The 22,504-nt window shown below is 68.2% G+C and carries 24 protein-coding genes, 1 tRNA gene and 1 pseudogene; 14 read left to right on the top strand and 12 right to left on the bottom strand.

Annotation, left to right across the window (positions count from 1 at the left end; genetic code table 11):
• Positions 1–3 precede the first annotated feature (3 nt).
• The 3 genes from COA17_RS08790 (at position 4) to ung (ending at position 1,644) form a co-directional block, all read left to right on the top strand.
• Positions 4–651, top strand: a complete 648-nt coding sequence (locus COA17_RS08790) for a peptidylprolyl isomerase (RefSeq protein ID WP_096611794.1) — start codon at positions 4–6, stop codon at positions 649–651.
• Between the two features lie 63 nt (positions 652–714).
• Complete coding sequence (locus COA17_RS19365) at positions 715–888, top strand: hypothetical protein (protein ID WP_176484848.1); 174 nt, start codon at positions 715–717, stop codon at positions 886–888.
• A gap of 57 nt (positions 889–945) precedes the next feature.
• On the top strand, positions 946–1,644 hold the full coding sequence (ung, locus tag COA17_RS08785) for a uracil-DNA glycosylase (RefSeq protein ID WP_096611792.1): 699 nt from the start codon (positions 946–948) through the stop codon (positions 1,642–1,644).
• 164 nt (positions 1,645–1,808) lie between these two features.
• Here ung and COA17_RS08780 read toward each other — a convergent pair whose 3' ends face one another.
• Positions 1,809–2,090 (bottom strand): terminase small subunit, encoded by a 282-nt coding sequence (locus tag COA17_RS08780; RefSeq protein ID WP_096611790.1) that lies wholly within the window; start codon positions 2,088–2,090, stop codon positions 1,809–1,811.
• A gap of 192 nt (positions 2,091–2,282) precedes the next feature.
• On the opposite strand from COA17_RS08780, the gene COA17_RS08775 reads away from it, so the two are divergent.
• The gene (locus COA17_RS08775) at positions 2,283–2,549 is read left to right on the top strand and encodes a Txe/YoeB family addiction module toxin (RefSeq protein ID WP_096611788.1); all 267 of its coding nucleotides are present in this window, start codon (positions 2,283–2,285) and stop codon (positions 2,547–2,549) included.
• 104 nt (positions 2,550–2,653) lie between these two features.
• Here COA17_RS08775 and COA17_RS18770 read toward each other — a convergent pair whose 3' ends face one another.
• From COA17_RS18770 to ftrA, 5 genes are all read right to left on the bottom strand, one after another.
• Positions 2,654–3,040 (bottom strand): hypothetical protein, encoded by a 387-nt coding sequence (locus tag COA17_RS18770; RefSeq protein WP_141397061.1) that lies wholly within the window; start codon positions 3,038–3,040, stop codon positions 2,654–2,656.
• Between the two features lie 417 nt (positions 3,041–3,457).
• Positions 3,458–5,398, bottom strand: a complete 1,941-nt coding sequence (thiC, locus tag COA17_RS08770) for a phosphomethylpyrimidine synthase ThiC (RefSeq protein ID WP_096611786.1) — start codon at positions 5,396–5,398, stop codon at positions 3,458–3,460.
• Positions 5,399–5,601: 203 nt separating this feature from the next.
• Positions 5,602–6,636: a ferritin-like domain-containing protein gene (locus COA17_RS08765; RefSeq protein WP_096611785.1), complete on the bottom strand. Its 1,035-nt coding sequence runs from the start codon at positions 6,634–6,636 to the stop codon at positions 5,602–5,604.
• 61 nt (positions 6,637–6,697) lie between these two features.
• Positions 6,698–7,759, bottom strand: coding sequence for a ferritin-like domain-containing protein (locus COA17_RS08760; RefSeq protein WP_096611784.1), 1,062 nt, complete (start codon positions 7,757–7,759; stop codon positions 6,698–6,700).
• Between the two features lie 329 nt (positions 7,760–8,088).
• Entirely contained in the window at positions 8,089–9,066 is a 978-nt protein-coding gene (ftrA, locus tag COA17_RS08755; protein ID WP_096611782.1) for a transcriptional regulator FtrA, read from the bottom strand.
• A gap of 84 nt (positions 9,067–9,150) precedes the next feature.
• On the opposite strand from ftrA, the gene COA17_RS08750 reads away from it, so the two are divergent.
• Complete coding sequence (locus COA17_RS08750; RefSeq protein WP_066484793.1) at positions 9,151–9,558, top strand: rhodanese-like domain-containing protein; 408 nt, start codon at positions 9,151–9,153, stop codon at positions 9,556–9,558.
• Positions 9,559–9,631: 73 nt separating this feature from the next.
• Positions 9,632–10,033, top strand: a complete 402-nt coding sequence (locus COA17_RS08745) for a GNAT family N-acetyltransferase (RefSeq protein WP_096611780.1) — start codon at positions 9,632–9,634, stop codon at positions 10,031–10,033.
• Between the two features lie 55 nt (positions 10,034–10,088).
• Here COA17_RS08745 and COA17_RS08740 read toward each other — a convergent pair whose 3' ends face one another.
• From COA17_RS08740 to COA17_RS08725, 4 genes are all read right to left on the bottom strand, one after another.
• Entirely contained in the window at positions 10,089–10,973 is an 885-nt protein-coding gene (locus tag COA17_RS08740) for a MipA/OmpV family protein (protein WP_231738504.1), read from the bottom strand.
• 68 nt (positions 10,974–11,041) lie between these two features.
• A complete protein-coding gene (locus COA17_RS08735) occupies positions 11,042–11,476 on the bottom strand; it encodes a DUF2141 domain-containing protein (protein ID WP_082740430.1) in 435 nt (144 codons plus the stop codon).
• Positions 11,397–12,200 (bottom strand): sterol desaturase family protein, encoded by an 804-nt coding sequence (locus tag COA17_RS08730; RefSeq protein ID WP_096611778.1) that lies wholly within the window; start codon positions 12,198–12,200, stop codon positions 11,397–11,399. Before COA17_RS08730 ends, COA17_RS08735 begins: the two co-directional genes overlap by 80 nt.
• A 47-nt stretch (positions 12,201–12,247) precedes the next feature.
• On the bottom strand, positions 12,248–14,350 hold the full coding sequence (locus tag COA17_RS08725) for an AsmA family protein (RefSeq protein ID WP_096611776.1): 2,103 nt from the start codon (positions 14,348–14,350) through the stop codon (positions 12,248–12,250).
• Positions 14,351–14,513: 163 nt separating this feature from the next.
• Here COA17_RS08725 and rpmI point away from each other — a divergent pair, with 163 nt between their 5' ends.
• The gene (gene rpmI / locus COA17_RS08720) at positions 14,514–14,717 is read left to right on the top strand and encodes a 50S ribosomal protein L35 (protein WP_066489358.1); all 204 of its coding nucleotides are present in this window, start codon (positions 14,514–14,516) and stop codon (positions 14,715–14,717) included.
• Positions 14,718–14,737: 20 nt separating this feature from the next.
• Positions 14,738–15,103, top strand: a complete 366-nt coding sequence (gene rplT / locus COA17_RS08715) for a 50S ribosomal protein L20 (RefSeq protein WP_022687966.1) — start codon at positions 14,738–14,740, stop codon at positions 15,101–15,103.
• A 413-nt stretch (positions 15,104–15,516) separates the two neighbouring features.
• Here the strand turns inward: rplT and COA17_RS08710 are convergent, their stop codons facing one another.
• Positions 15,517–16,206, bottom strand: a complete 690-nt coding sequence (locus tag COA17_RS08710) for an RlmE family RNA methyltransferase (protein ID WP_096611774.1) — start codon at positions 16,204–16,206, stop codon at positions 15,517–15,519.
• Positions 16,207–16,215: 9 nt separating this feature from the next.
• Entirely contained in the window at positions 16,216–17,253 is a 1,038-nt protein-coding gene (locus tag COA17_RS08705) for a Ppx/GppA phosphatase family protein (protein ID WP_176484847.1), read from the bottom strand.
• A 177-nt stretch (positions 17,254–17,430) separates the two neighbouring features.
• Between COA17_RS08705 and COA17_RS08700 the strand changes: the two genes are divergently transcribed.
• The 6 genes and pseudogenes from COA17_RS08700 (at position 17,431) to COA17_RS08680 (ending at position 22,460) form a co-directional block, all read left to right on the top strand.
• Positions 17,431–17,504, top strand: a tRNA-Gln gene (locus COA17_RS08700).
• Positions 17,505–17,611: 107 nt separating this feature from the next.
• A complete protein-coding gene (locus tag COA17_RS08695) occupies positions 17,612–18,169 on the top strand; it encodes a PAS domain-containing protein (protein WP_066489366.1) in 558 nt (185 codons plus the stop codon).
• 38 nt (positions 18,170–18,207) lie between these two features.
• Positions 18,208–18,695: pseudogene (locus COA17_RS20140) on the top strand (chemotaxis protein CheB); the annotation flags it as partial.
• On the top strand, positions 18,690–21,632 hold the full coding sequence (locus COA17_RS08690; protein WP_425442702.1) for a CheR family methyltransferase: 2,943 nt from the start codon (positions 18,690–18,692) through the stop codon (positions 21,630–21,632). The pseudogene COA17_RS20140 and the gene COA17_RS08690, both read left to right, overlap by 6 nt.
• Positions 21,625–21,993 (top strand): response regulator, encoded by a 369-nt coding sequence (locus COA17_RS08685; RefSeq protein ID WP_066489368.1) that lies wholly within the window; start codon positions 21,625–21,627, stop codon positions 21,991–21,993. Before COA17_RS08690 ends, COA17_RS08685 begins: the two co-directional genes overlap by 8 nt.
• Positions 21,994–22,061: 68 nt before the next feature.
• Positions 22,062–22,460 (top strand): hypothetical protein, encoded by a 399-nt coding sequence (locus COA17_RS08680; protein WP_096611772.1) that lies wholly within the window; start codon positions 22,062–22,064, stop codon positions 22,458–22,460.
• Positions 22,461–22,504: the final 44 nt, after the last annotated feature.

Below are 22,504 nucleotides of genomic sequence, written 5' to 3'. Positions count from 1 at the left end.
GACATGCGTTTCCTCTCCCTTTTGCTGATCCCCCTCCTCGCCGCCATGCCCGTGACGGCGCAGCGCGCCGACCGGGCGACACCCGGCTGGGTGCGGGTACGGATGGAAACCGCCGACGGGCCGATCGTGCTGGCGCTGAACCAGCGGCGCGCGCCGATCACCACCGCCAATTTCCTGCGCTATGTCGACGACGGGCGGTTCGACGGGGTCAGTTTCTACCGCACCGCGCGCAACCGCCGCGCGCCGCAATATGGCTTCATCCAGTCGGGCATCCGCACCGATGCGCGCCGTTTCCTGGACATGATCCCGCACGAATCGACGAAGAAGACCGGCATCCGCCACCTCGACATGACCATCTCCATGGCACGCAAGGGGCCACCGGGATCGGCCAACGGCAATTTTTTCATCACCGTCGGCGCGATGCCGTCGATGGACTGGTCCCCCGCCAACCCCGGCTATGCCGCGTTCGGGCGCGTCGTCGCCGGACAGGCGACCGTGCGCCGCATCCTGGCGGAGAAGACCGGCGGCGGGATGAAGGGCACGCTGATGCTCAAGCCCGTCCGCGTCGACCGCGTCATCCGGCTGGACGGCACGCCCAGGCCGACCGGCCGCCCGCGCCCGTGGCTGATCGAGCGGCGTACCGAGGGCTGACGCGGCCGGGGCGCCGGATCCGTCCGCCGTCGCCACCCGTTGGTGCGGCGAAGGAGACGGACGATGGAACGGCAACCCAACAAGCCCGGCGGCGACGTGCGCGACGACGGCACCATCCGCGACGCGGGCGACGAACAGGCGGTGAAGAACCAGTCGACGGTTGCGCCCGAGGATTACCCGAAGAAGGGCGGCGGCCGCGCCACCGGCGCCGATTCGGCGAGCGGCATCCCCGACTAGGCGCCGCCCGCAGGCCCCGCATGGACGCGCCCGCGCCGCCGCGATAGGAGGCGGGCCATGGCCGATCCGCGCATCGACACGACATGGCTGGAGCCGCTGCGCCCGGTGCTGGCGGGCGCGGGGATGGCGGCGCTGCGCACGTTCCTTCGCGAGGAGAAGGCGGCGGGCAAGCGCATCTTCCCGCATTCGGCGGACTGGTTCCGCGCGCTGGAACTGACCGCGCTGCCCGACGTGCGCGTCGTGATCCTGGGGCAGGACCCCTATCATGGCGCGGGACAGGCGCACGGCCTGTGCTTCTCCGTGCGACCAGGGGTGAAGCCGCCGCCCAGCCTCATCAACATCTACAAGGAACTGGCCGACGATTGCGGCGTCACGCCGCCCGCGCACGGTTTCCTGGAACATTGGGCGCGGCAGGGGGTGTTGCTGCTCAACACCGTGCTGACCGTCGAGGAAGGGCAGGCCGCCTCGCACCGCGACCGCGGGTGGGAGGGGTTCACCGACGCGGTGATCCGGCTGGTCGCGGCGAAGGAAGAGCCGGTCGTCTTCCTGCTGTGGGGTAGCCATGCGCAGAAGAAGGCCGCGTTCGTGACGGACGTGCGCCGCGGCGGGCACCATCTGGTCCTCACCGCGCCGCACCCCTCGCCCTTGTCGGCGTACAAGGGCTGGTTCGGGTCGCGGCATTTCAGCCGCGCCAATGCGTTCCTGGCGGAGCACGGCCGGGGCACGATCGACTGGGCGCTGCCCGCGACGGTGTGAGCGCGGGCGCGCGCGCCGGCGAATGTTGCGAACGTTGTGACGCTGACGCGGTTTGCGGACGGACGCGCCGCTGGCGCAACGGCGACGCGCCCGCGGCGCGACGCTCGCGCTACCGGCACGCGCCACGACCGCGCCATCCGGGCGACGGTGACGCGACACGCACATCACGGGCGGGCGGGCGGCGCGGCCGGCGCGGCGTCCGGCGCGGGGACGAACGGATCGCCGAGCCGGCGGCGATGATCGGCGAGGATGTGATCCCACATGCCGACGAACGGCGTGCCCGCCAGCCGGATGCGCAACCGATGCGCGCTCGACCGCGACATCCCCGCGGCGCGCGCCGCCTGCGCGACACTGCCGCTGTCATGCAGCGCGGCGAGGAAGATGCGCTGGCGGGCTGGGGTCCAGCGCGCGCGGGCGGGGGCGGGCGGTGCGGGGGTGTGCGTCATCCGGCAGGGTAAGGCACAAGAGGGCGTGTGTAGGACAGGGGACGGAAGGCGCGGGTGGCGGCTAATATTCACATTGGACAAGAACCTGTCCATATGAGCCGTCATGCGGACGGTCGTTTATTCTGAAGCGCGCGAGAATTTGAAGGCGGTGCTGGAAGCAGGCGGCGGCGAAACGCCCGATCTCATCCAGCCGTGAAGGTCCAGTTCTCGTCCCGATCATGGGCCGAATATCTCGACCTCCATGATCATGACGCGAAGCTGTTCGGCAAGCTCAACGCAGTGATCGAGGAATGCCGCCGTCAACCGTTCAATGGGATCGGCAAGCCCGAACCGCTGGGCGGCAACCTGTCAGGCTGGTGGTCGCGCCGGATCAGCCATGAGCATCGGCTAGTGTATCGGGTGGCGGGCAGCGGCGACGAGCAGGTGTTGCAGGCGGCGCAGTGCCGCTATCATTATTGATTATTTCAATAAGATACAGGTGATAAATTACGATTTCCCTGCGCAATCAGTCGATGAGATCTATAAATCCACTGCATGTATTAGTTTTGTCGCCATATTGATAATTAAGCCTCCGCTTGACCGATTCCGAGAAAAAATTTTGCGTGTTTCTTATCCCACTCGTTCCAAGTATCTGTCAGGCTAATACCCTTGAACGGTGCCTTATCAGGTCCTACTCCCTCCGGGGCCAACCGAAGATACCACTCCATCCCGCACATCCAGAAGCCAACCTCTGACAAACTCATGCCAATCTTTTTTTGCGCTGTCAAAAGATCATCAATACTATTGGCCTTGTTTATCTCTATTTGAGATTCGATAAGGGTGGCGGTGAAGTTTTTGAAGCTTTCTGCGCCTGAATAAGGAATCTGTGATAGATAGTTTGTGTAATTTTCAGCAAAGAGCTGAAGCGGTGCTAAATCAATCTTACAACTAGAGGTGGGATAATTTACCATCGATTTCGAATCGTTTTCGTCAGGGTCAAAGTTCGATTAGCTTGGACGTGAGGCATATATTTGATTGGTGAAGTGATGTTATTGAAGCCTCAAGAGCTAGGTCATAAGGCGGCGGCGCAGCCGGCCATATCCACTGCGACAGCCTTCTTGGAGCTTCGAAGAGCTGAAGTATGGAAATAAGCAATCCGACGAATGTAAATATGAGGGTCAGCCTAGTTGGTAGGGTCCAGCTACTCCAACGTTTCCTCATGCTTGATCTTGGCATTCGCTAAATCGCGACCTCTTTTACGGGATGAGCCGAGTTCAATTATTCTTTATCTATGCGGCAGTCCTACAACGCAGCTGATCTTCGTCCTGTCGTAGATTGACTGCGGACGCACGGCAGAACCACCGAGACCGCTAACGGATACACGTCTACTAATCCCGCTCCCGATCGCCCGCACCCATGTACAGTTCGCGCCCGGTCTGGTGGTAGAGGTCGCTCATCGCCGCCATGCCCGCTTCCGCTTCGGCCTCGTCCAGTGGCGCGGTGTTCGCCTGACCAGCCCCTCCACCATTCGGCTGCACCTCCCCGAGCGAGCTCGGGGAGGATTGTGCGGCGACAAAGGTGTCGACCGGGGCGTTCTGCTTCGCCGCGAAGTCCCGAACCTCCTGCGTGATCTTCATCGAGCAGAACTTCGGGCCGCACATCGAGCAGAAGTGCGCGGTCTTGGCGCCCTCGGCGGGCAGCGTCTGGTCGTGATATTGCTCCGCCGTGTCGGGGTCGAGCGACAGGTTGAACTGGTCGCGCCAGCGGAATTCGAAGCGTGCGCGGGACAGGGCGTCGTCGCGCAGCTTGGCGGCGGGGTGGCCCTTCGCCAGGTCGGCGGCGTGGGCGGCCAGCTTGTAGGTGACGACGCCAACCTTCACGTCGTCGCGATCCGGCAGGCCCAGATGCTCCTTGGGGGTGACGTAGCAGAGCATCGCCGTGCCGTACCAGCCGATCATCGCCGCGCCGATCCCGCTGGTGATATGGTCGTATCCCGGCGCGATATCGGTGGTGAGCGGCCCGAGCGTGTAGAAGGGCGCTTCGCCGCACGCCTCCAGCTGCTTGTCCATGTTCTGCTTGATCTTGTGCATGGGCACGTGGCCCGGCCCCTCGATCATCACCTGCACGTCCTGCGCCCAGGCGCGCTTGGTCAGCTCGCCCAGCGTGTACAGCTCGGCGAACTGCGCCTCGTCATTGGCGTCCGCGATCGCGCCGGGGCGCAGGCCGTCGCCCAGCGAATAGGCGATGTCATAGGCCTTCATGATCTCGGTGATCTCGTCGAAGCGTTCGTAGAGGAACGATTCCTTGTGATGCGCCAGGCACCATTTCGCCATGATCGAGCCGCCGCGGCTGACGATGCCGGTGACGCGCTTCGCGGTCAGCGGGATGTACGGCAGGCGCACGCCGGCGTGGATGGTGAAGTAATCGACGCCCTGTTCGGCCTGTTCGACCAGCGTGTCGCGGAAGATCTCCCACGTCAGCTCCTCGGCGATGCCGCCGACCTTCTCCAGCGCCTGATAGATGGGGACGGTGCCGATCGGCACGGGCGAATTGCGGATGATCCATTCGCGCGTGTCGTGGATGTTGCGCCCGGTCGATAGGTCCATGACCGTGTCCGCGCCCCAGCGGATCGACCAGACCAGCTTGTCGACCTCCGACGCTACGTTGCTGGCGACCGCGGAATTGCCGATGTTGGCGTTGATCTTGACCAGGAAGTTGCGGCCGATCGCCATCGGTTCGGATTCGGGGTGGTTGATGTTCGACGGGATGATCGCGCGGCCGCGCGCGACCTCGTCACGGACGAATTCGGGGGTGACGTGATCGGGGATCGCCGCGCCGAAGCTTTCGCCGTCGCGGACATGGTCCTTGAGCATCTCGCGCCCGATATTCTCGCGCACCGCGACATATTCCATCTCGGGCGTGATGATGCCGCGGCGGGCATAGTGCATCTGGCTGACGTTGGCGCCCGCACGCGCGCGCAGCGGACGCTTCACGACATTGGGGAAGGGCTGCACCCCGCCCGAGCGATCGGGGCCGAGCTGGCCGTTATCCTCGGGCCGGATGGCGCGGGCGTCATAGCTTTCGACATCGCCGCGCGCGACGATCCAGTCGCGGCGCAGCGCGGGCAGCCCGGCCATGATATCGATCCGCGCATCGGGATCGGTATAGGGGCCGGAGGTGTCGTAGACGTTGAGCGGCGGTTCGCCGCACGACGGCTCCAGGTCGATCGCGCGCATCGCCACCTTGAGCGGGCCGACGTGGATCTTGCGGCTGCCGCGGATCGGGCCGGTGGTGACGCCGATTTCGGCGCGGGCGGGAATGTCGGCCATCACGTCTTCTCCTACTCACGGAGGGAAGACGGTTTGCCGGTCACGACGCCGCTCCCTCCCTACGCCGGTGGGCCCCGAAGGGGGCGCCGGATCAGGTTCGACGGGTCGGGGGCTGCTGCCCCCCTCTCAGCCGCGCGTCAGCGGCCCCCCGGGGTGACGCGCAGCATAGCGCTCCCGGGGAAGAAGGAAAGGGCCGCGTCCGATCAGGCGGTCGCGCCGCTGGTGCGCAATGCCTCGATCGAATTGTTGGTGCCGGCCGGGAAGAAGCCGCCGCCGATCCCGGCGTCGCGGCGCAGGTAGACGATGTTGTGCACCTGCGCGGTCGAGCGGCTGTAGGCGATGCCATTGCCGTCGGCGGCGCTGATGTTCGACGCGCCGGTCGGATTGCCGCTGGCATCGACCACCGCGATCCCGGCATCGCGCGTACCGGTGCCGTCCAGCGTGTCGCGCGCGGCGGCGATCTTGTTCGCGGCCAGCTGCGCCGCGGTGCCGCGCGCGAACAATTCGCTGCGGATCAGCCCGGCGTGATACGCCTCCGCCGCCAGGATGCCCGCCGCCGCCTCCAGATAGGTGGTGCTGGTGATGAGCGGCGAGGCGCCCTTGTACGCGGTGACGCCGACATCCTCGAACAGGAAGGCGGCGAGCAGGAAATTCTGTTCGTTGGCGTACGGGTCGAACGTCTCGGTCGCGCCGACCAGCCCGGCGGCGCGCGCAGCGGCGGTGAAGGCGCCGTTCGTGCCGCCGTCGATGTTGATCGCGGGCTGGTTGATGAGCAGCGCGGCGCCCCCGGCGGTGGTGATCGCGCTGCGCAGCGCGGTGACGTGCGCGATCTCGTCATAGGCGATCTCGCGCGCCAGTTCGGCCAGCGTGCCGGTCAGCCCGACGCTGCGCCCGCCGGTCACCGCGCCGCGCGTGCCGACGCTGCCGGTCAGGCTGGCGTCGGGCAGCGGGCGGCCGAGCACCGCGATCGAATAGAATTGCGCTTCCAGATATTCGAGGTTGAGCGCCAGTTGCAGGATGCCGATGTCCGTCGCGACGCCGGTGCTGGTCGGCGTGGGCGAGGGCGACGGGGTCGGCGACGGGCTGGTGCTATCGTCGTTGCTGCCGCCGCACGCGGACAGCAGCGCCAGGCTGCCGGCCACCGCGGTGGAGCCGGCGGCCAGCTTGATGAAGCGGCGCCGCTCTGCCCGCCGCTGGTTGGCGAGGTCGAGGGCGGCGAAGACGGAATCCTTGATCATGACGGCATGTCCCTGATGGGAAAGGGGGAAAGACGGGGGTGGCGCGACGCGACCGGGCGCGTCAGCCCGATGCCGCGCTAGTCTTGGCCGTTCCGTTCACCCCGCTGGGGAAGAAGCCGCCCGACGTCACCGCCGCGGCGTTGAGATAGACGATGTTGAGCACCTGCGTCGGCGAGCGGCTGAACGTGATGCCGTTGCTGTTGCTGGGCACGATGTTCGCGCGGTCGCCGTCGGGGGTGGACACCTTCGCCACGCCCTGGTCGTCGTTGGGGGCGATGCCGCGGATCAGATCCTCCGTCGGCGCGCCGTCCAGCGCGTCGCGCGCGGCGGCGATGCCGGTCGTCCACGGGATCAGCACCGCGTTCGCCTGCCCGCGGCGGTACAGCAAGGTGCGGATCGTCGCGGCGTGATAGGCGTGGGTCGCCATGATCCCGGCCGCGGACTCCAGGAAGGTCTTGTTGAAGATCAGCGGCGCCGCGCCCTTGTAGGCGGTGACCGCGACATCCTTGAACAGGAAGGCGCCGATCAGGAAATTGTCGACCGAGGCGTAAGGGTCGAACGAATCGCCGGTGCCGGCGATGATCCCGGCGCGGCGCGCGGCGACGCTGAACGCGCTGGTCGGACTGACCGACAGGTCGATCGCGGGCTGCGCGATCACCGCGGTGCTGGGCAGCTGCCCGCGCAGGAAACGCACCTGCGCCAGCGAATCCGCGGCGATTTCGCGGGCATAGGCCTGGATCACGGTTTCGGTGCCGAACGACACCGCCCGACCGCCGCTTGCCGCCCCGGCGGTGCCGGTGCCGCTGATGTCGGTGGCGGCGAGTGCGCCGCTGCCGATCGCGTAGGAATAATAATTCGCCTGAAGATATTCGAGGTTGAGCGCGAAGTTCAGGATGTCGACGTCGCTCAGCCCCGGCGTCGGTGTGCCGGTGGGCGACGGCGAGGGGGAAGGCGACGGAGAGGGCGAGGGGGACGGCGCCGGCGTCGTTTGTGCCACTGCGCGGCCGGCCAGCGTCGCCGCCGCCAGCCCGGTGCCCAGCGCGCCGGTGAAGAAGGACCGCCGGGACGCGCGGCGCGGTTCGGGCGCGGACGGCGCCTCCATCTGATGCTCGCTATCCGTCATCGCAGACCCTTTCCTACTCTCACTGGCCAAAGCCTCGCACCCCTAACGCGTGCGATACGGCAGGGCGAGGGGCATATCCACCCGCGCGCCGAAGGGAAACGCCCAAGCGGCGAAATCGGCGCAGGTTGCCTCGCTGGCGCTTCCACTCCTGCGGGTCGCCCCGCGCGATGTGGTGAGTCACGATCGCGTGCGGCCGATCCAGATCGCCGTCGACATGCTTCCCGACATGGGCCGTGCCGTCGCGGACGTGACATACGTGGTGCAACCGCCACCGTGGCGCGCGGCACACCCGCCACCGTTGCGTCACGCAGCAACGGACCCGCGGCGTTTCAGGCGTCGGCACGTCGAAATTGTTTGCGATAGAGGTTTGGCGGTATCCCGACCGTCGACGTGAAGTGCAGGCGCAGATTGGCGGCGGTTCCCATGCCGGCCCGGTCGGCGATATGTTCCATCGACAGGTTCGTCGTCTCGAGGAGATCGCGCGCCAGGGCGAGCCGCTGCGCGGTCAGCCACGCCAACGGGCTTTCACCCGTTTCTTCGCGGAAGCGCCGCGCCAATGTGCGTTCGCTCATGGCGGCGGTGCGCGCCATCCGTCCGATCGTCCACCGCGCGGCCGGATCGCTGCGAAGCCGGTCGAGCAAAGGCCTCAATACGCCATCCGGGCGCGTCAGGACCGGACGCTCGATGAATTGCGCCTGGCCTCCACTGCGATGAGCGGCAACCACCAAGCGTCGCGCGACGATGTTCGCGGCGTCCGGGCCGAAGTCGAGGCGGACCAGATGGAGCAGCAAGTCGATCCCGGCTGCTGACCCGGCCGACGTGAAGATACGATCATCACCGGCATAGAGTGTATCGGCATCAACAACGACGGCCGGATGGGCCGTTTGCAAACTCTTGGCGTAGCGCCAATGCGTTGTCGCGCGACGACCGTCGAGCAGACCCGTGGCCGCAAGCAGGAAGGCTCCCGAGCAGATTGAAACCAGACGCGCGCCGCGGGCATGCGCATTGAGCAAAGCGTTACGCAGCGGATCTGATGGTGCCGCCCCATCCGATCGCCAACCGGGGATGACGATCGTCGTCGCCGCGCTCAACATATCCAGGCCGTGATCGACGTGGATCGCCAGGCCCGCATTGGTCGCGAGACGGCCGGGACGCTCCGCGCACGTGGTGAAGCTGTACCAGTCGTCCCCCATCTCAGGGCGCTCCAGACCGAACACTTCGGCGGTGATGCCGAACTCGAAGGTGCAAAGCCCGTCATATGCGAGCGCGACGACCAAGTGATCGGTTGCGGTGGCAGCGATTGGCATGATCCTTACGATAAACGGCAATGCAGTCACTGGCCAGCGACGCCGCCGCACCGGCATGAAGGGGGCGCCCACAGGAGACGCTTCATGACCAACGCCGTCATCGACATACCCGCAGCTTCGGCCCCGGAGGCCGAGGCGCATTTCGCCGATCGCTTCCGTTTCGAGACCGACTGCTGGGACGTCCACGAGGCGCTGTCGCGCCCGGAGCCCGGTTTTGTCCTGCTCGACGTGCGTGGTCCCGACATGTTTGACAAAGGACATGTGCCGGGCGCCAGCAACCTGCCCCACGGCAAGATCATCGCCTCCAAGATGGCGGCGTGGCCGGCCGATACGCTGTTCGTCACCTATTGCGCGGGCCCGCATTGCAACGGCGCGGCGCGGGGCGCACTTCGCCTGGCAAGGCTGGGTCGGCCGGTGAAGATCATGACCGGGGGCGTGACAGGCTGGATCGACGAGGGCTTCCCGCTGGAAAGCCATCAACCGCGTGCCTGATCCGCACATCCCGACAGGCAGCCGCCACGATCCCGTCTGCGTCCGTCCTGCCAGCGGAGCCGACGCGGCGGCCATGCTTCCGCTGATCCGCCGCCATGCCGAATATGAATGCGTGGAGGCCAATGTCAGCGAAGCGGCGTTGCGATCCGCTCTGGACGACCCGCCGGTCGTTCTTACTGCCTGGATCGCTACGCAGACCGGCGAACCGGTGGGCTATGCCACTGCGACGGCGGACTTTTCGACGTGGAGCGGACAGTCGTTCCTCTACCTCGATTGCCTCTTCGTGCAGGAGCAGTGCCGGGGGCGGGGTGTTGGCGCGCAACTTCTGGCTGCGGTGCGCGCCACTGCGGCATCGCGGGGCATGGCCGAAATCCAGTGGCAGACGCCCGAATGGAACGAAGGCGCCATCCGGTTCTATCGGCGCGAAGGGGCGACGGTCCTCCGCAAGGCACGCTTTACGCTCCGCACGACATAACCGCCGACCGCCTGCCGAAAAGCCGTCGAGACGGCATAAGCCTGCCGATATCCCCTCAGAACGTGTAGCCGATGCCGACCGCGCCCAGCCACTGGCTGCGCGATCCGGCGATCGAGACCAATGGCGAATCGCCATAGTCGTTCAGCATGCGCTTGTAGCTGCCGCCCGCGATCAGCTTCACGCCCTTCAAAAGGTTGCCGGTCAGCGAATAGGTTCCGGCCAGGCCGACGGTCCAGTGCTTCCACCCGCCGCGCGCCTGGTACTGCGGCAGGCCGCTGCGCGCCGCGGCGGCGGCGTCGACCGAGAAATAGGTCTGGCCGAACTTGCTTTCGACCCGCTCCGCGGCGGCGAACAGACCGACCGCGGCCTTGAGGCTGAGCGGGGTGAAATAGTTGATCGACGGGGTCAGGATGCCGCTCTTGTGCACGCCGTTGACGTCGTAGCGATAGCTGATCGAGGCAGACAATTTGTCATAGGGACTGGTCAGCACCCCTGTCTTGCCGATCCCGGCATAGCCGCCCAGCTCGATCGCGGTGCCGACCTTGCCCAGCGCCTTGATCCGCGGATCGTCGATCGAGTTCACGCTGTTGCGGTTGAAGTTGATGACGCCGACCGGCCCCAGTTGCACGTCCCACGTCGGGCCGGGCTGGTTGGGGATCAGGTCGATCGAGGCGCGGTTGCCCAGGATGGTGAAGGCATGGCCGCCGACCGAGCCGATCGCCGCCGGGCCGGGGACCAGCCGATAGTCGTCCGACCCCTCGTAATCGGGCAGATACGCGCCGGCGATCGCGACGGTGACGGTATCGCCGCCCATCGCCGGATCGGGCATCGCATTGGGTTCGGCGGGCGCATTGACGGTCTGCGCGGTCGCGGGAACGGCGAGCACCGCCAGCGCGGCGGCGAGCGTCGCGCGGATCGCGACATGAGGCAGGATGGACACGGAACTTTCCCCCGGAATGATACCGGGGCGCAACAAAGGAGAAAGAATTCCGGTTCCGTGTCGCCGCGCTACAGGATGTAGCGCATCGTCACCTGTTGCATTTCGGCATCACTGTCGAGCGTGAAGCGCGCCGCGGTGAAGCGCGGCGGGCCGAAGCGGATCGGCGGGTTGCGCGAAAAGCCGAACCCTTCCTTCGGAATGCCCGCGAACGTATCGAGCTTCGCGTTGTTGTTTTCGTCATGGATCACCGCGATCGCATAATCGCCGCGCGGCAGCGCGCCGAAGCGGAAGCTGTGCTGATCGGCGGGGATCGAGCGGGTGACCGCGTGACGATCGTCGATGCAATTGGGGAAATTGTCCGGGTCCGCGGTCAGGCAGACGCGGATCGACCCCTTCGCCGAGCGCAGATGGTCAAGCGCGACGTCAAGCGCCCCGACCGGCGCCGCCCCCACCAGCGGCATCGCGCCGACCGCCATCGCCCCCGCGACGGCCAGCCTGCGCATGCGCGCGCGCGAAATCCCCCAACCCCTCGTCGGTGCCGCACAGGCGGTCCCAGAACCGGAAATACAGTCCATAATTGCACCCGTACCGCTCATGATGCCGCTGATGGTGGCTGGCGGTGATCAGCCAGCGCCCCATTATCCCCCCCCACATGAACCGCGGGAAAACCTCCCACCCCATATGGTTGGTCACCCCCATAACGGTCATCATCGTCAGCACCAATGCGAGTGCGCCGACATGGATCGGAATCACGAACACCAGTAGCGGAATGGCCACAGCCCCGGTCAGCGCCTCGACCGGGTGGAACGCCATCGCCGCCCAGGCGGTGGGCGGGCGGCTGGCGTGGTGGACGGCATGCGCGACGCGGAACACGCGCGGGCGGTGCATCCAGCGGTGCGTCCAGTAGAACCAGGTGTCGTGCGCGATCAGGTACAGCAGCACCGACAGCGGCCAGTACCACAGGGGGAAGGCGTGGATGTCGGAATAGATTCGCGTCCAGCCGCGGTTCTGCCAGCCCCAGGCGATGACCCCGGCGGGCAGGCCGTAGATCGCGGCGGAGGCGAGGCTCCACGCGATCTCCCGCCGGATCTGCGGGTCCAGCCCGGTGTAGAGGCCACGGTGGCGCAGCCGCGTCGCCAGCGCGAACCCGCCGCTGGCCAGCAGATAGCGCACCGCGACGATCGCGGCCATCGCCAGCGCGGACAGGAGGATCGGCACGACGGGCATCGCGGCGCCTTGTACGGCGTGCGCGGCGGGGCGGCAACGGCGGCGGCCTAGAAGATGCCCAGGAACTTCTTGCGCTTCGCCGGCTGCTGGTCGGGGGTCGCTGATCGCCCGTCGCCCACGTCGGTGCGCGGTTCGCCCTTGTCGGTGCGCTGTGCCGCGGCGGTGCGCCCGGACAGCACCGGGCCGCATTGCGCCGCCTTGGCATCGCCCGGATCGACGAAGGCGAGGATGCCGGCGACCGGCGTCGCCACCACCGCCAGCCCCAGCCCGGCGCCGGCGCGAGCCAGCAGCTGCGGCGTGATGACGGTTAGCCCCGGCTGCGCGAAGGTGCCGGTGATCCCGACCGGCGACTGGCCGGAAAACAGGCTGAACTTCTTCGCATCGGCGCGCACCGCGATGTCCACGCCCTCGCTGCGGAAGCTGAACCCGCCGCGGCCGAGGATGACGTTCTTGGTCGTGTCGATCAGGATCGGGTCCGCCGCCGCCAGCCCGCCGCGCACGGTGAAGGCGATGAGGCCGCAGTTGATCCGCACCGGCTCCTTCAGCTGATCGGCGAACATCTTCTGGACGAAGGTGCCGATATCCAGTTCCGCCAGCTGGACGTTGCGGGTCCACAGCGTGCCGGCGGGAATGACGAAGGCGATGCGGCCGTTGGCGGTGGCGAGCGAATCGTGGAGCGAATCGCCGCGCCCGGCCAGCTGGATGCGCCCGCCGATCGTCCCCGTCGTCCCCGCCTCCGCCACGCCATAGCCCGCCAGCAGCCGGCCGAGCGGGGTGGGCGCCAGGCGGATGTCGTAGCGGATCGCGCTGGGACGCTGGCGCGTGTCGAAGACGAGGTCCGACGCGACATTGCCGCGCGCCATCGCGAAGGTGAGCGGTGACAGCGCCAGCCGTCCGTCCGCCAGCTTCAGCGTCAGATCGACATCGGACACCGGCACCCGGCGCGAGCGGACCGTGGCGATATGCCAGATGAGGTCGGCGTCGAACCGCTGCATCGTCGCGACCGGCAGCTCGGCATCGGGCAGCAGCCGCGCGGGCGCGGCACCGGTCGCGGCGGCGGCGGCGACCGCGCCCTTCGTCGCGACGATATCGGGATTGTAGCCGATGAACGGCGCGGCATCGACGATATCGAGCCGCTTCGTCTCCAGTCGCGAATCGAGGTGCAGGCGATCGCCGTTGGTGACGGTCAGCCGCCCGGCCAGGTCGCTGTCGCCGAACGTCCCGGCCATCCGCGTGAAGCGATATTCCTGCCCCTGCTGCACCAATTGCGCGCGCAGGCGATAGGTGCGCGTATTGGGGATGGCGACGTCGATGATCCCCAGCAGCGCCGCCAGGTTGCGCCCGCGCGCACGCACCGCCAGCGGCACGCCCTCCACCTGCGCCAGGCTGGGCAGGGTGCCGGTGACGTCGATGACGTTGCCGGCCGCGCGGGCGCGCATCACCAATTCGTTCTTGCCGCGCGCGACGGTGGCATCGGGCGACAGCAGTCGCGCGGCGAGCGTGAACGGCGTGTCGCGCAGCACCCCGGATCCGTTAACGCCGACCGCCTGCCCGATCCGCGCGTCGGTGGAGCGGATCGTGTCGAGCGCCAGTTGCGTCGTCAGCTTCATGCGAGGATCGCGATAGCGCACGCTCGTCCCGGCGATCGTCGCGCGATCGATCCGCGGCAGGTCGAGCGGCTTGCCCGAGCCCTTCTTCTCGCTGAACGTCCAGGTGTTGCGATCGTGCGCGGCGTTCCATTCCAGATCGACCGCGCCGCGCGTCAGGTCCAGCCAGTGGAACCGCCGCTTGCCGAACAGCAGCGACAGCGGCGCGATCCGCGAATCGATCCGCTCGGCGGTGAACAGGTACGGGCGCGTCGCCCAGCCCGGGTTCGATACCGACAGCTTCTCGGCATAGAAAGTGAGGCGCAGCGGCGAGAAATAGAGCCGGAAATCGCCGCCGACGGTAACGGTGCGGTTCGTCAGGCGACCGGCGACCGATTCGAAAGGATGTTTCAGGAAGCGGCCCTTGGTGACGAACAGCACCAGCCAGATCGCGAACAGCAGCGCCAGCACGCCCAGCGCGACGCGCGCCGCCACCCGTGCGATGCGGCGCGCGCGGGTCGGCGGTTCGGCGGACGCAGCTGGGGCGGGAGCGGTCGTTGCCATGGCGGCACAATCGCCGCGCCGTGCCGGCGGTTCCCGAAGGTTGCTTTTCGCGACGCGTTCGGCTAGGCGGCCCGCTTCTCGAGCGACAGGTGCTTGACGACGGCCCGGCCATCAAGGGCTGCCGCGGCCGTCCAGCCTCAGCGCTCTTAACGAAAGGACCAAAATGCCCAAGCTCAAGACCAAGAGCGGCGTCAAGAAGCGCTTCAAGCTCACCGCCACCGGCAAGCTCAAGCACGGCGTCGCCGGCAAGCGCCACCGCCTCATCAGCCATAACGGCAAGTACATCCGCCAGAACCGCGGCACCACGGTGCTGTCGAAGGCCGACACCGCGACGGTGAAGGCCTGGGCGCCGTACGGCCTGAACTGAGCGACGAGGAGGAATAAGATATGGCACGCGTCAAGCGGGGCGTAACCACTCGCGCCAAGCACAAGAACATCCTGGAACAGGCCAAGGGCTATCGCGGTCGTCGCAAGAACACGATCCGCGTCGCCCGTCAGGCGGTCGAGAAGGCCGGCCAGTACGCCTATCGCGACCGCAAGGTGAAGAAGCGCACCTTCCGCGGCCTGTGGATCCAGCGCATCAACGCCGGCGTCCGCGCCGAAGGGCTGACCTACAGCCAGTTCATGCACGGCCTGAAGCTGGCCGGCGTGGAGCTGGACCGCAAGGTGCTGGCCGATATCGCGATGCACGAGGGCGAGGCCTTCTCCGCGATCATCGCGCAGGCCAAGGCGGCGCTGCCCCAGGCGGCGTAAGCCGGCGGTACATCGCTAAAGACGATCGGGCGTCGGTGGCAACACCGGCGCCCGTTTCGTTATGCTGAGGGGATGTCCATCCGTCGCCATGGCGAAGCGCGCACCGCCCAACACGCAGGAATCGTCACCCCGGGCGTGTTCCGGGGTCCAGCGTTCCGCGAGATCGACCGATCGCGAGGATGCGGCGCGGTGGATGCCGGAACAGGTCCGGCATGACGGGAAGGGGGCAACCGTTCGTGCCGAGGAGCGGCTGAGCGTGTCGAAGCCTCGTCTCGAGGCACGTGCGGTAGCCTCACCACCCTTCGAGACGCCGTTTCGACAGGCTCAACGGCTCCTTAGGGCGAACGGAAGGGGGCGGTGAACGGACCGGCGGGCGAACGGGTGAGAAGCCCCTCACTCCGCCCGCCGTGACCCTATTCCGCCGCCCCGTCGTCCGTCGGCACCGCGCGCCCCTTGAACCCCTGCGCCACGACGAACCATTCCACCGATCCCTTGCGGCTCGACGGCGGCTTGGCGTGTTTGACGGTGGTGAAGTTGCGCTTCATCTCCGCCACCAGCGCGGCATCGGCGCCGCCGGCGAACACCTTCGACACGAAGGTGCCGCCGGGGCGCAGCACGTCGATCGCGAAGGCGAGCGCGGTTTCGACCAGCGCCATGGTGCGCAGCGCGTCGGTCTGCGGATGGCCGACGGTGTTGGCGGCCATGTCCGACATGACCAGATCGGGCGCGCCGCCCAGCGCCTCCATCAGCACGCCGGGCGCTTTGTCGGCCATGAAATCCATCTCGAAGATGGTGACGCCGTCGATCGGATCGACCGGCAGCAGGTCGATGCCGACGATCGCGGCACCGGGCGCCTGGCGGCGCACCACCTGGCTCCACCCACCAGGCGCGATCCCCAGGTCGACGACGCGTTTCACGCCCTTCAGAAGGCCGAAGCGTTCGTCCAGTTCGATCAGCTTGAATGCCGCGCGGCTGCGATAGCCCTCCGCCTTCGCGCGGTGGACGTACGGATCGTTGAGCTGGCGCGCGAGCCAGCGGGTCGATTGCGCGCTGCGCTTGCGCGCGGTCTTGACGCGCTGGCGCCCCGCTCCGGTTCCCCGCATGATCCGCCCTTACGCTCCGGTTTCCATCAGCCGGCGCAGGATGCCCTCGCGGATGCCGCGATCGGCGACGCCCAGCCGCTGCGCGGGCCATAGGTCCAATATCCCCTCCAGGATAGCGCAGCCCGCGACGACCAGGTCGGCACGCTCGCGCCCGATGCACGGCAATTGCGCGCGTTCGGTCAGCGACATGCCCGCCAGTTCCTGGCTGATCGCGCGCATCGCCGCGGCGGGCGCGATCAGCCCGTCGACCTGCGCGCGGTCATAGCGCTCCAGCCCCAGATGCACGCTGGCCAGCGTCGTCACCGTGCCGCTGGTGCCCAGCAGCCGCGGGGTCACCGCGGGGCGCGGCAGCCGCGCGGCGAACGGCGCGAAGCTTTCGGTGACGAGCGCGCGCATCCGGCGATAGGCGGCGGCGCGTTCCTCCGCCGACCCGCCGCCGCCCGCGCTCTCGGTCAGCGACACGACCCCCCAGGGCGCCGAATGCCAGTCGCGCACGCGCGGCACGGTGGTGTCGGCATCGACCAGCACCAGTTCGGTCGAGCCGCCGCCGATGTCGAACACCAGCGCGGGGCCGGTCCCGGGTTCGAGCAGCGCGTGGCAGCCGAGCACCGCCAGCCGCGCCTCCTCCTCCGCCGAGATGATGTCGAGATGGATGCCGGTTTCGTCCAGCACCCGCGCGATGAACGCCGCGCCGTTGGTGGCGCGGCGGCACGCCTCGGTCGCGACCGACCGCGCGAGGCGGACGTTGCGGCGCTTCAGCTTGTCCGCGCACACGCGCAGCGCCGCGATCGTCCGTTCGATCGCCGCATCGGACAGCGCGCCGTTCGCCGACAGCCCTTCGCCGAGCCGCACGATCCGCGAAAAGGCGTCGACGACCGCAAAGCCGTCTCCCTGCGGGCGCGCGATCAGCAGCCGGCAATTGTTGGTGCCAAGGTCGAGCGCGGCATAATGCCGCGGGCCGCCGCGCGCGGGCGACGGCGAATGGGGGGCCGAACGGGCAGGGCGCTGTCCCTGCCGGCGCGGCAATTGGGCGGTGACGTCCACCATTGCCGTCCACTTTCTTCTGTCTGCCGTGCCGGCGTCGCGCAACGGAATGCACGCGCTGCCGGCCGGTGCTTGACCATCAGGCTACACGCTCGCCTGCCGCGCGGCAAGGCACGCGGACCGGGAAGGGGCAGTGGGGGTTGACCGGCGCGGTCGCAGCCGCTAGACGCGCCGCCTCGTTGCCCGATCCTCTAATGGTAAGAGAGCGGACTCTGACTCCGTCAATCAAGGTTCGAATCCTTGTCGGGCATCCATCCCTTCCTCCGCTGAACGCGGCTTCGCCCCGCTCGTTGTGATCGCGGGCGTCGATCGGCGGGAACTGTTCTCGCGCTCGCGATTAGTCCACGTTAAGGGCGTGAGTGTGAACCAGATTATTCCCCATCATCTGTCGGACTATTGCCGCCAGTCGCGGATCGCGCTGGCGATCGCCGGCGTGACCGACGATCATGCGCTGCTGACGGTCAATGCGCCGTTCGAGGCGCTGACCGGCTATAGCGCGGCGGAGGTGGTGGGGCAGAACTGCCGCCTGTTGCAGCGCGACGCGCCCAATGTGGAGGCGCGCGAGCGGATCCACGAATTCCTGGGCAGCGACCGGCACGTCAACGTGCGCACGTCGATCGTCAATTTCCGCAAGGACGGCCGGCCGTTCGTGAACCTGCTCTACATGTCGAAACTGCGCACGGGCGACGGCGCGATCCCGTTCATCTTCGCCTCGCAATTCGACGTCAGCCATGCGCAGCCCGAACTGCTGGCCGATTACGACCGCGAACTGGGGATGACGCTGTCGCGGCTGACCCCTTTGGTCGCCGAGGCGGGGATGGTGCTGGAAGGATCGCTGATGACGATCGGCAATACCGCCGCGACCATCGCACAGGCCAAGTTGACGCTGGCCGAGCTCGACGACGTCCGCTTCCCGTGAGCGGCGACACGCAGGAGCGACCCGGCGGAGAGACGGACATGCCCGGCAAGGCCGCGTTCCCCGTCGTCGGCATCGGCGCGTCGGCGGGGGGGCTGGAGGCGCTGCGCGACATGCTGTCGCCGGTGCGCACGTCCACCGGCATGGCGTTCGTGATCGTCCAGCATCTGGACCCCAATCACGAAAGCATGCTGGCGCAGCTGCTCGACCGGCATACCGCGCTGGAGGTGTTGCAGTGCGAGGGCGGCGAGCGGCTGGAGCCGGACCGCGTCTATATCATCCGCCCGGCCACGGGCTGGCGATTCGCGACGGCGTGCTGGAACTGACCGATTTTGCGCAGCCGCGCGGGCTGCGCCGGCCGATCGACGATTTCTTCCAGTCGCTGGCGGTCGACCGGCAGGCGGATGCGGCGTGCGTGATCCTGTCGGGCACCGGCGCGGACGGCACCACGGGCCTGCGCGCGGTGAAGGAAAACGGCGGTGTGTGCGTCGTCCAGCAGCCGGACACCGCGCGTTACGACGGGATGCCGCTGTCGGCGGTCGGCACCGGGCTGGTCGATTACGTGCGCCCGCCCGGCGAGATCATCGCATGCCTGTCCAGCTTCTTCGCGCGGCGCGCGGGCGATCCGCTGGAAAGCGAGGCGACCGTGGTCGCCGACCATGTCGACGACCTGTGCCGCGTGCTGCGCCAGGCGGTCGGGCACGACTTCTCGGGCTACAAGCGCTCGACGCTGATCCGCCGGGTCGAGCGGCGGATGCACGTCCTAGGGATCGACAGCGGGCGCGGCTATCTGGCGCGGATTCGTAGCGACGCCGACGAATGCGAGGCGCTGTTCCGCGACCTGCTGATCAATGTCACGCGCTTCTTCCGCGACGCCGCTTTGTTCGAGCTGCTGCGCGCCGAGGCGATCGCGCCGCTGCTGGCGGGGCGGGACCCGGGCGAGGACGTGCGCGTTTGGATTCCCGGTTGTTCGAGCGGGGAGGAAGCGTACACGATCGCGATGCTGTTCGCCGAGGCCGCGCGCGAGGCGGGGGAGCCGGCGGCGGTGCAGATCTTCGCCACCGACATCGACGAACAGATGCTGGCGATCGCGCGGGAGGGCACCTATCCGGTCGCGGCGCTGGCGGACATTCCGGCGGCGTTGCGCGAACGCTATACCGTGCCGCATGGCGAGCGGTTCACGATGACGACCGCGATCCGCGACCTCATCCGCTTCTCCAACCATAGCCTGGTCAAGGATCCGCCGTTTTCGCGCGTCGACCTGGTGTCGTGCCGCAACCTGCTGATTTATTTCGATGACCGGTTGCAGCAGACGGTGCTGCCGCTGCTGCATTATGCAATCCGGCCCGGCGGCTTCCTGTTCCTTGGGCCGTCCGAAAGCGTCGGGCGGTTCGAGCATCTGTTCCCCGCGATCGATCGCCATGCGCGGCTGTTCACCCGGTCGCCGGGCGCCCCGGCCTATCCGATCGACCTGCCCGGCGGGCTGCGCCAGGCCGCGCCGCGCCGCGACCGGGCGGGGCGCGACGGCGCGGGCACGCTGGCCGAGGATCAGGCCGCGATGCGCCGGCTGGTCGATCGTTACGCCCCGCCCAGCATGGTGCTGGACCAGGACGGCGCGATCCTGGCGGCGCACGGGCGGCTGAGCCGCTATTTCGACTTCCCCGTATCGCGCACCGGCGGATCGAGTGCGATCACGCTGGCGCGGCCTGGCCTGCGCGACGTCATCGGCCCGCTGCTGCGGCAGGCGCGCGACGGGCGCCGGCAGGTGGTGGCCCGCGACGTCGAGGTGGCGAACGAATTCGGCATCCAGCCGGTGGAGGTGGTGTGCGACCCGCTGGGCGACGGCACCTTGCTGTTCGTGTTCCGCGATGCCGGCCCGTTCCGCCCCGCCGACGATCCCGACGCGGTCGACCTGGCGGAGGGCGACGACCATCTGGAGGCGCTGGAGGACGAACTGCGGCTGACGCGCCACCGGCTGCGTTCCGCGGTGGAGGAACTGGAGACCGCGAACGAGGAACTGAAGAGCTCCAACGAAGAAATGATGTCGATGAACGAGGAGCTTCAATCGACCAACGAAGAGCTGTCGACCGTCAACGACGAGTTGAAGACCAAGGTCGACCAGCTGACCGTCGCCAATGCCGACCTGCGCAATTTCTTCGAATCGACCGATCTGGCGGTGGTGGTGGTCGATGCCGATCTGCGCATCCGCAACTATACCGCCGCCGCGACCACGATCTTCCCGCTCCAGCCGGTCGATCGCGGACGCCCGCTGACCGATGTGGCGAGCGGGCTGGACGATGCCGACTACGTCGCCGACGCGCGCGCGGTCGCTGCGGGCGCGCCCGCGACGCAGCGGCGCGTCACCAGTCGCGACGGCGCCCGCACCTTCGCGCTGCGCACGCTGCCCTACCGCTTGCAGAACGGCCGGATCGATGGCGCGACGCTGGTGCTGACCGACATCACCGATGCGCTGGCGCTGGAACGCCAGCTGGCCGACGAGCGCGAGCGGCTGGGGCTGGCGATCCGCGCCGGCGGGATCGGCGTGTGGGAATATTGCCCGGATACCGGCGAGACGGTGCTGGACGGCGCGGAACAGGCGCTGTTCGGGGTGGAGGGCGTGCCGGGGATGGCGATCGACGGGCTGATGGCGCGGATCGACCCCGAGGACCGCCCCCGCGTGGAGGATGCGTTGCGCATCGCCGAGCGCGGCGAGGCCGATTTCGAGGCGAGCTTCCGCGTCCTGACCCCGACCGGCGACACCCGCTGGATCAAGGGATTCGGGCGCACCATCGCGGGTGCCAGCCCGCGCCGGATGGTGGGTGTGTCGATCGACGTGACCCCCGAATATGCGGTCGCCGAAACCCGCGAGCTGATGCTGCGCGAGATGAACCATCGCGTGAAGAACCTGTTCGCGATCATCGGCGGGATGGTGAGCACCGCGGCGCGCAGCCATGACGACGTGCGCACCTTCGCCGACGACATGCGCGAACGGATCGCCGCGCTGGGGCGCGCGCATGCGCTCGCTTCCCCCACCGGCGAGCAGCAGGCGATCGCGCTCGCCGATCTCGTCGCCGCGACGATCGCGCCCTATCGCGATCACGCCGGGATCGTTGTGGCCGGCCCGGACGTTCGGATCGACCGCAGCTGCCTTTCCTCGCTCGCGCTGATGCTGCACGAGTGGGCGACCAATTCGGTGAAATACGGGGCGCTGGCGGAAGGAAGCGAGGGCAGGCTGGACGTGACATGGCGGCGTGATGGGGACGGTGTGGTGCTGGACTGGGTGGAGCGCGGCGGGGTTGGCGGCGCGGCATCCGACGACGACCGCGCCGGCGACGTGCGCGGCTTCGGCACGTTGCTGGTCGACACCTCCGCACGCCAGCTGGGCGCGACGGTGACGCGCGCGGCCGACGAGGGCCGCTTCACGCTGGCGCTGCGGCTGCCGGGGTCGGTGCTGGCGCATGGCTAAGCCGGTATTGCTGGTCGAGGACGAACTGTTCGTTGCGCTGGACGTGCAGATGACGGTCGAGGACGCCGGCCTGTCGGTCGACGGGCCGTACAGCTCGCTGGCCGAGGCGCTGGACGCGATGGAGCGCCAGCCGCCGGGCTTCTACCTGTGCGCGATCCTGGACGTGCGGCTGCGCGACGGCGAGGTGTTCCCGGCCGCCGACCGGCTGGCCAAGGCGGGGGTGCCGATCATCTTCCATTCCGGCCATGCCGACCGGCAGGGGCTGGAGGACCGCTACCCCGGCGCGCTGGTGTGCGCCAAGCCGTGTGCGCCGCGGATGCTGCGCGCGCGGCTGGACGACGTGATCCAGGCGACCGGCTAGGCGGCTGGCGGGACGCGGGCGCAACGAAACGCCGGCGTCGCGGATTGGGCATCGGCAAAGGAGATGCCATGATGACCGTCAAGCCGTTCGCCATCCTGTCCGTTGCCACCGCCGCCGCGCTGTCGCTGGCGGGGTGCGGCGACCGCGTGGAGGATCATGCCGAACGTACCGGCAATGCGATCGCTGCGGATGTCCATGCCGCGACCAGCAATGTCGTCGACAGCGTCGATGCGCTGACCGGCACGGTCGCCAACCAGCTGGACGGCGCGGCGGCGCGCTCGCTCGACCGCGCCGCGGACCGGCTGGACCGCGCGTCGGACGACCTGCAACGCGACATTCGCGGCCATGTCGACACGGCGCGCGACCACGCGGGCGCCGCGCTGGAGGATGCCGGCGCCGACCTGCGCGAGCGGGGACGTGCACGCGACGACGAACGCCGCCGCGCGGCGGATGAGGGGACGCGGTAACCGCGCACGATGCGTGCGTGGCCCTGGGTTCCGGCGTTCGCCGT

Source organism: Sphingomonas ginsenosidimutans (genome assembly GCF_002374835.1).
GTDB classification, from domain to species: Bacteria; Pseudomonadota; Alphaproteobacteria; order Sphingomonadales; family Sphingomonadaceae; genus Sphingomonas; species Sphingomonas ginsenosidimutans.
Note: the sequence above shows the minus strand (reverse complement) of the source record. Positions and strands in the feature narration are given on the sequence as shown.

Excerpts from the sequence above, each read along its gene's own strand:
- ftrA (WP_096611782.1), bottom strand. The coding sequence starts at position 9,066 with ATGCCAATCGCTGCCACCGCAACCGATCACTTGGTCGTCGCGCTCGCA.
- thiC (WP_096611786.1), bottom strand. The coding sequence starts at position 5,398 with ATGGCCGACATTCCCGCCCGCGCCGAAATCGGCGTCACCACCGGCCCG.
- COA17_RS08685 (WP_066489368.1), top strand. The coding sequence starts at position 21,625 with ATGGCTAAGCCGGTATTGCTGGTCGAGGACGAACTGTTCGTTGCGCTG.
- COA17_RS08745 (WP_096611780.1), top strand. The coding sequence starts at position 9,632 with ATGCTTCCGCTGATCCGCCGCCATGCCGAATATGAATGCGTGGAGGCC.
- COA17_RS08690 (WP_425442702.1), top strand. The coding sequence starts at position 18,690 with ATGCCGCTGTCGGCGGTCGGCACCGGGCTGGTCGATTACGTGCGCCCG.
- rpmI (WP_066489358.1), top strand. The coding sequence starts at position 14,514 with ATGCCCAAGCTCAAGACCAAGAGCGGCGTCAAGAAGCGCTTCAAGCTC.
- COA17_RS19365 (WP_176484848.1), top strand. The coding sequence starts at position 715 with ATGGAACGGCAACCCAACAAGCCCGGCGGCGACGTGCGCGACGACGGC.
- COA17_RS08750 (WP_066484793.1), top strand. The coding sequence starts at position 9,151 with ATGACCAACGCCGTCATCGACATACCCGCAGCTTCGGCCCCGGAGGCC.
- COA17_RS08705 (WP_176484847.1), bottom strand. The coding sequence starts at position 17,253 with ATGGTGGACGTCACCGCCCAATTGCCGCGCCGGCAGGGACAGCGCCCT.
- COA17_RS08730 (WP_096611778.1), bottom strand. The coding sequence starts at position 12,200 with ATGCCCGTCGTGCCGATCCTCCTGTCCGCGCTGGCGATGGCCGCGATC.
- COA17_RS08780 (WP_096611790.1), bottom strand. The coding sequence starts at position 2,090 with ATGACGCACACCCCCGCACCGCCCGCCCCCGCCCGCGCGCGCTGGACC.
- COA17_RS08725 (WP_096611776.1), bottom strand. The coding sequence starts at position 14,350 with ATGGCAACGACCGCTCCCGCCCCAGCTGCGTCCGCCGAACCGCCGACC.
- COA17_RS08710 (WP_096611774.1), bottom strand. The coding sequence starts at position 16,206 with ATGCGGGGAACCGGAGCGGGGCGCCAGCGCGTCAAGACCGCGCGCAAG.
- rplT (WP_022687966.1), top strand. The coding sequence starts at position 14,738 with ATGGCACGCGTCAAGCGGGGCGTAACCACTCGCGCCAAGCACAAGAAC.
- COA17_RS08735 (WP_082740430.1), bottom strand. The coding sequence starts at position 11,476 with ATGCGCAGGCTGGCCGTCGCGGGGGCGATGGCGGTCGGCGCGATGCCG.
- COA17_RS08680 (WP_096611772.1), top strand. The coding sequence starts at position 22,062 with ATGATGACCGTCAAGCCGTTCGCCATCCTGTCCGTTGCCACCGCCGCC.
- COA17_RS08760 (WP_096611784.1), bottom strand. The coding sequence starts at position 7,759 with ATGACGGATAGCGAGCATCAGATGGAGGCGCCGTCCGCGCCCGAACCG.
- COA17_RS08790 (WP_096611794.1), top strand. The coding sequence starts at position 4 with ATGCGTTTCCTCTCCCTTTTGCTGATCCCCCTCCTCGCCGCCATGCCC.
- COA17_RS18770 (WP_141397061.1), bottom strand. The coding sequence starts at position 3,040 with ATGGTAAATTATCCCACCTCTAGTTGTAAGATTGATTTAGCACCGCTT.
- ung (WP_096611792.1), top strand. The coding sequence starts at position 946 with ATGGCCGATCCGCGCATCGACACGACATGGCTGGAGCCGCTGCGCCCG.
- COA17_RS08765 (WP_096611785.1), bottom strand. The coding sequence starts at position 6,636 with ATGATCAAGGATTCCGTCTTCGCCGCCCTCGACCTCGCCAACCAGCGG.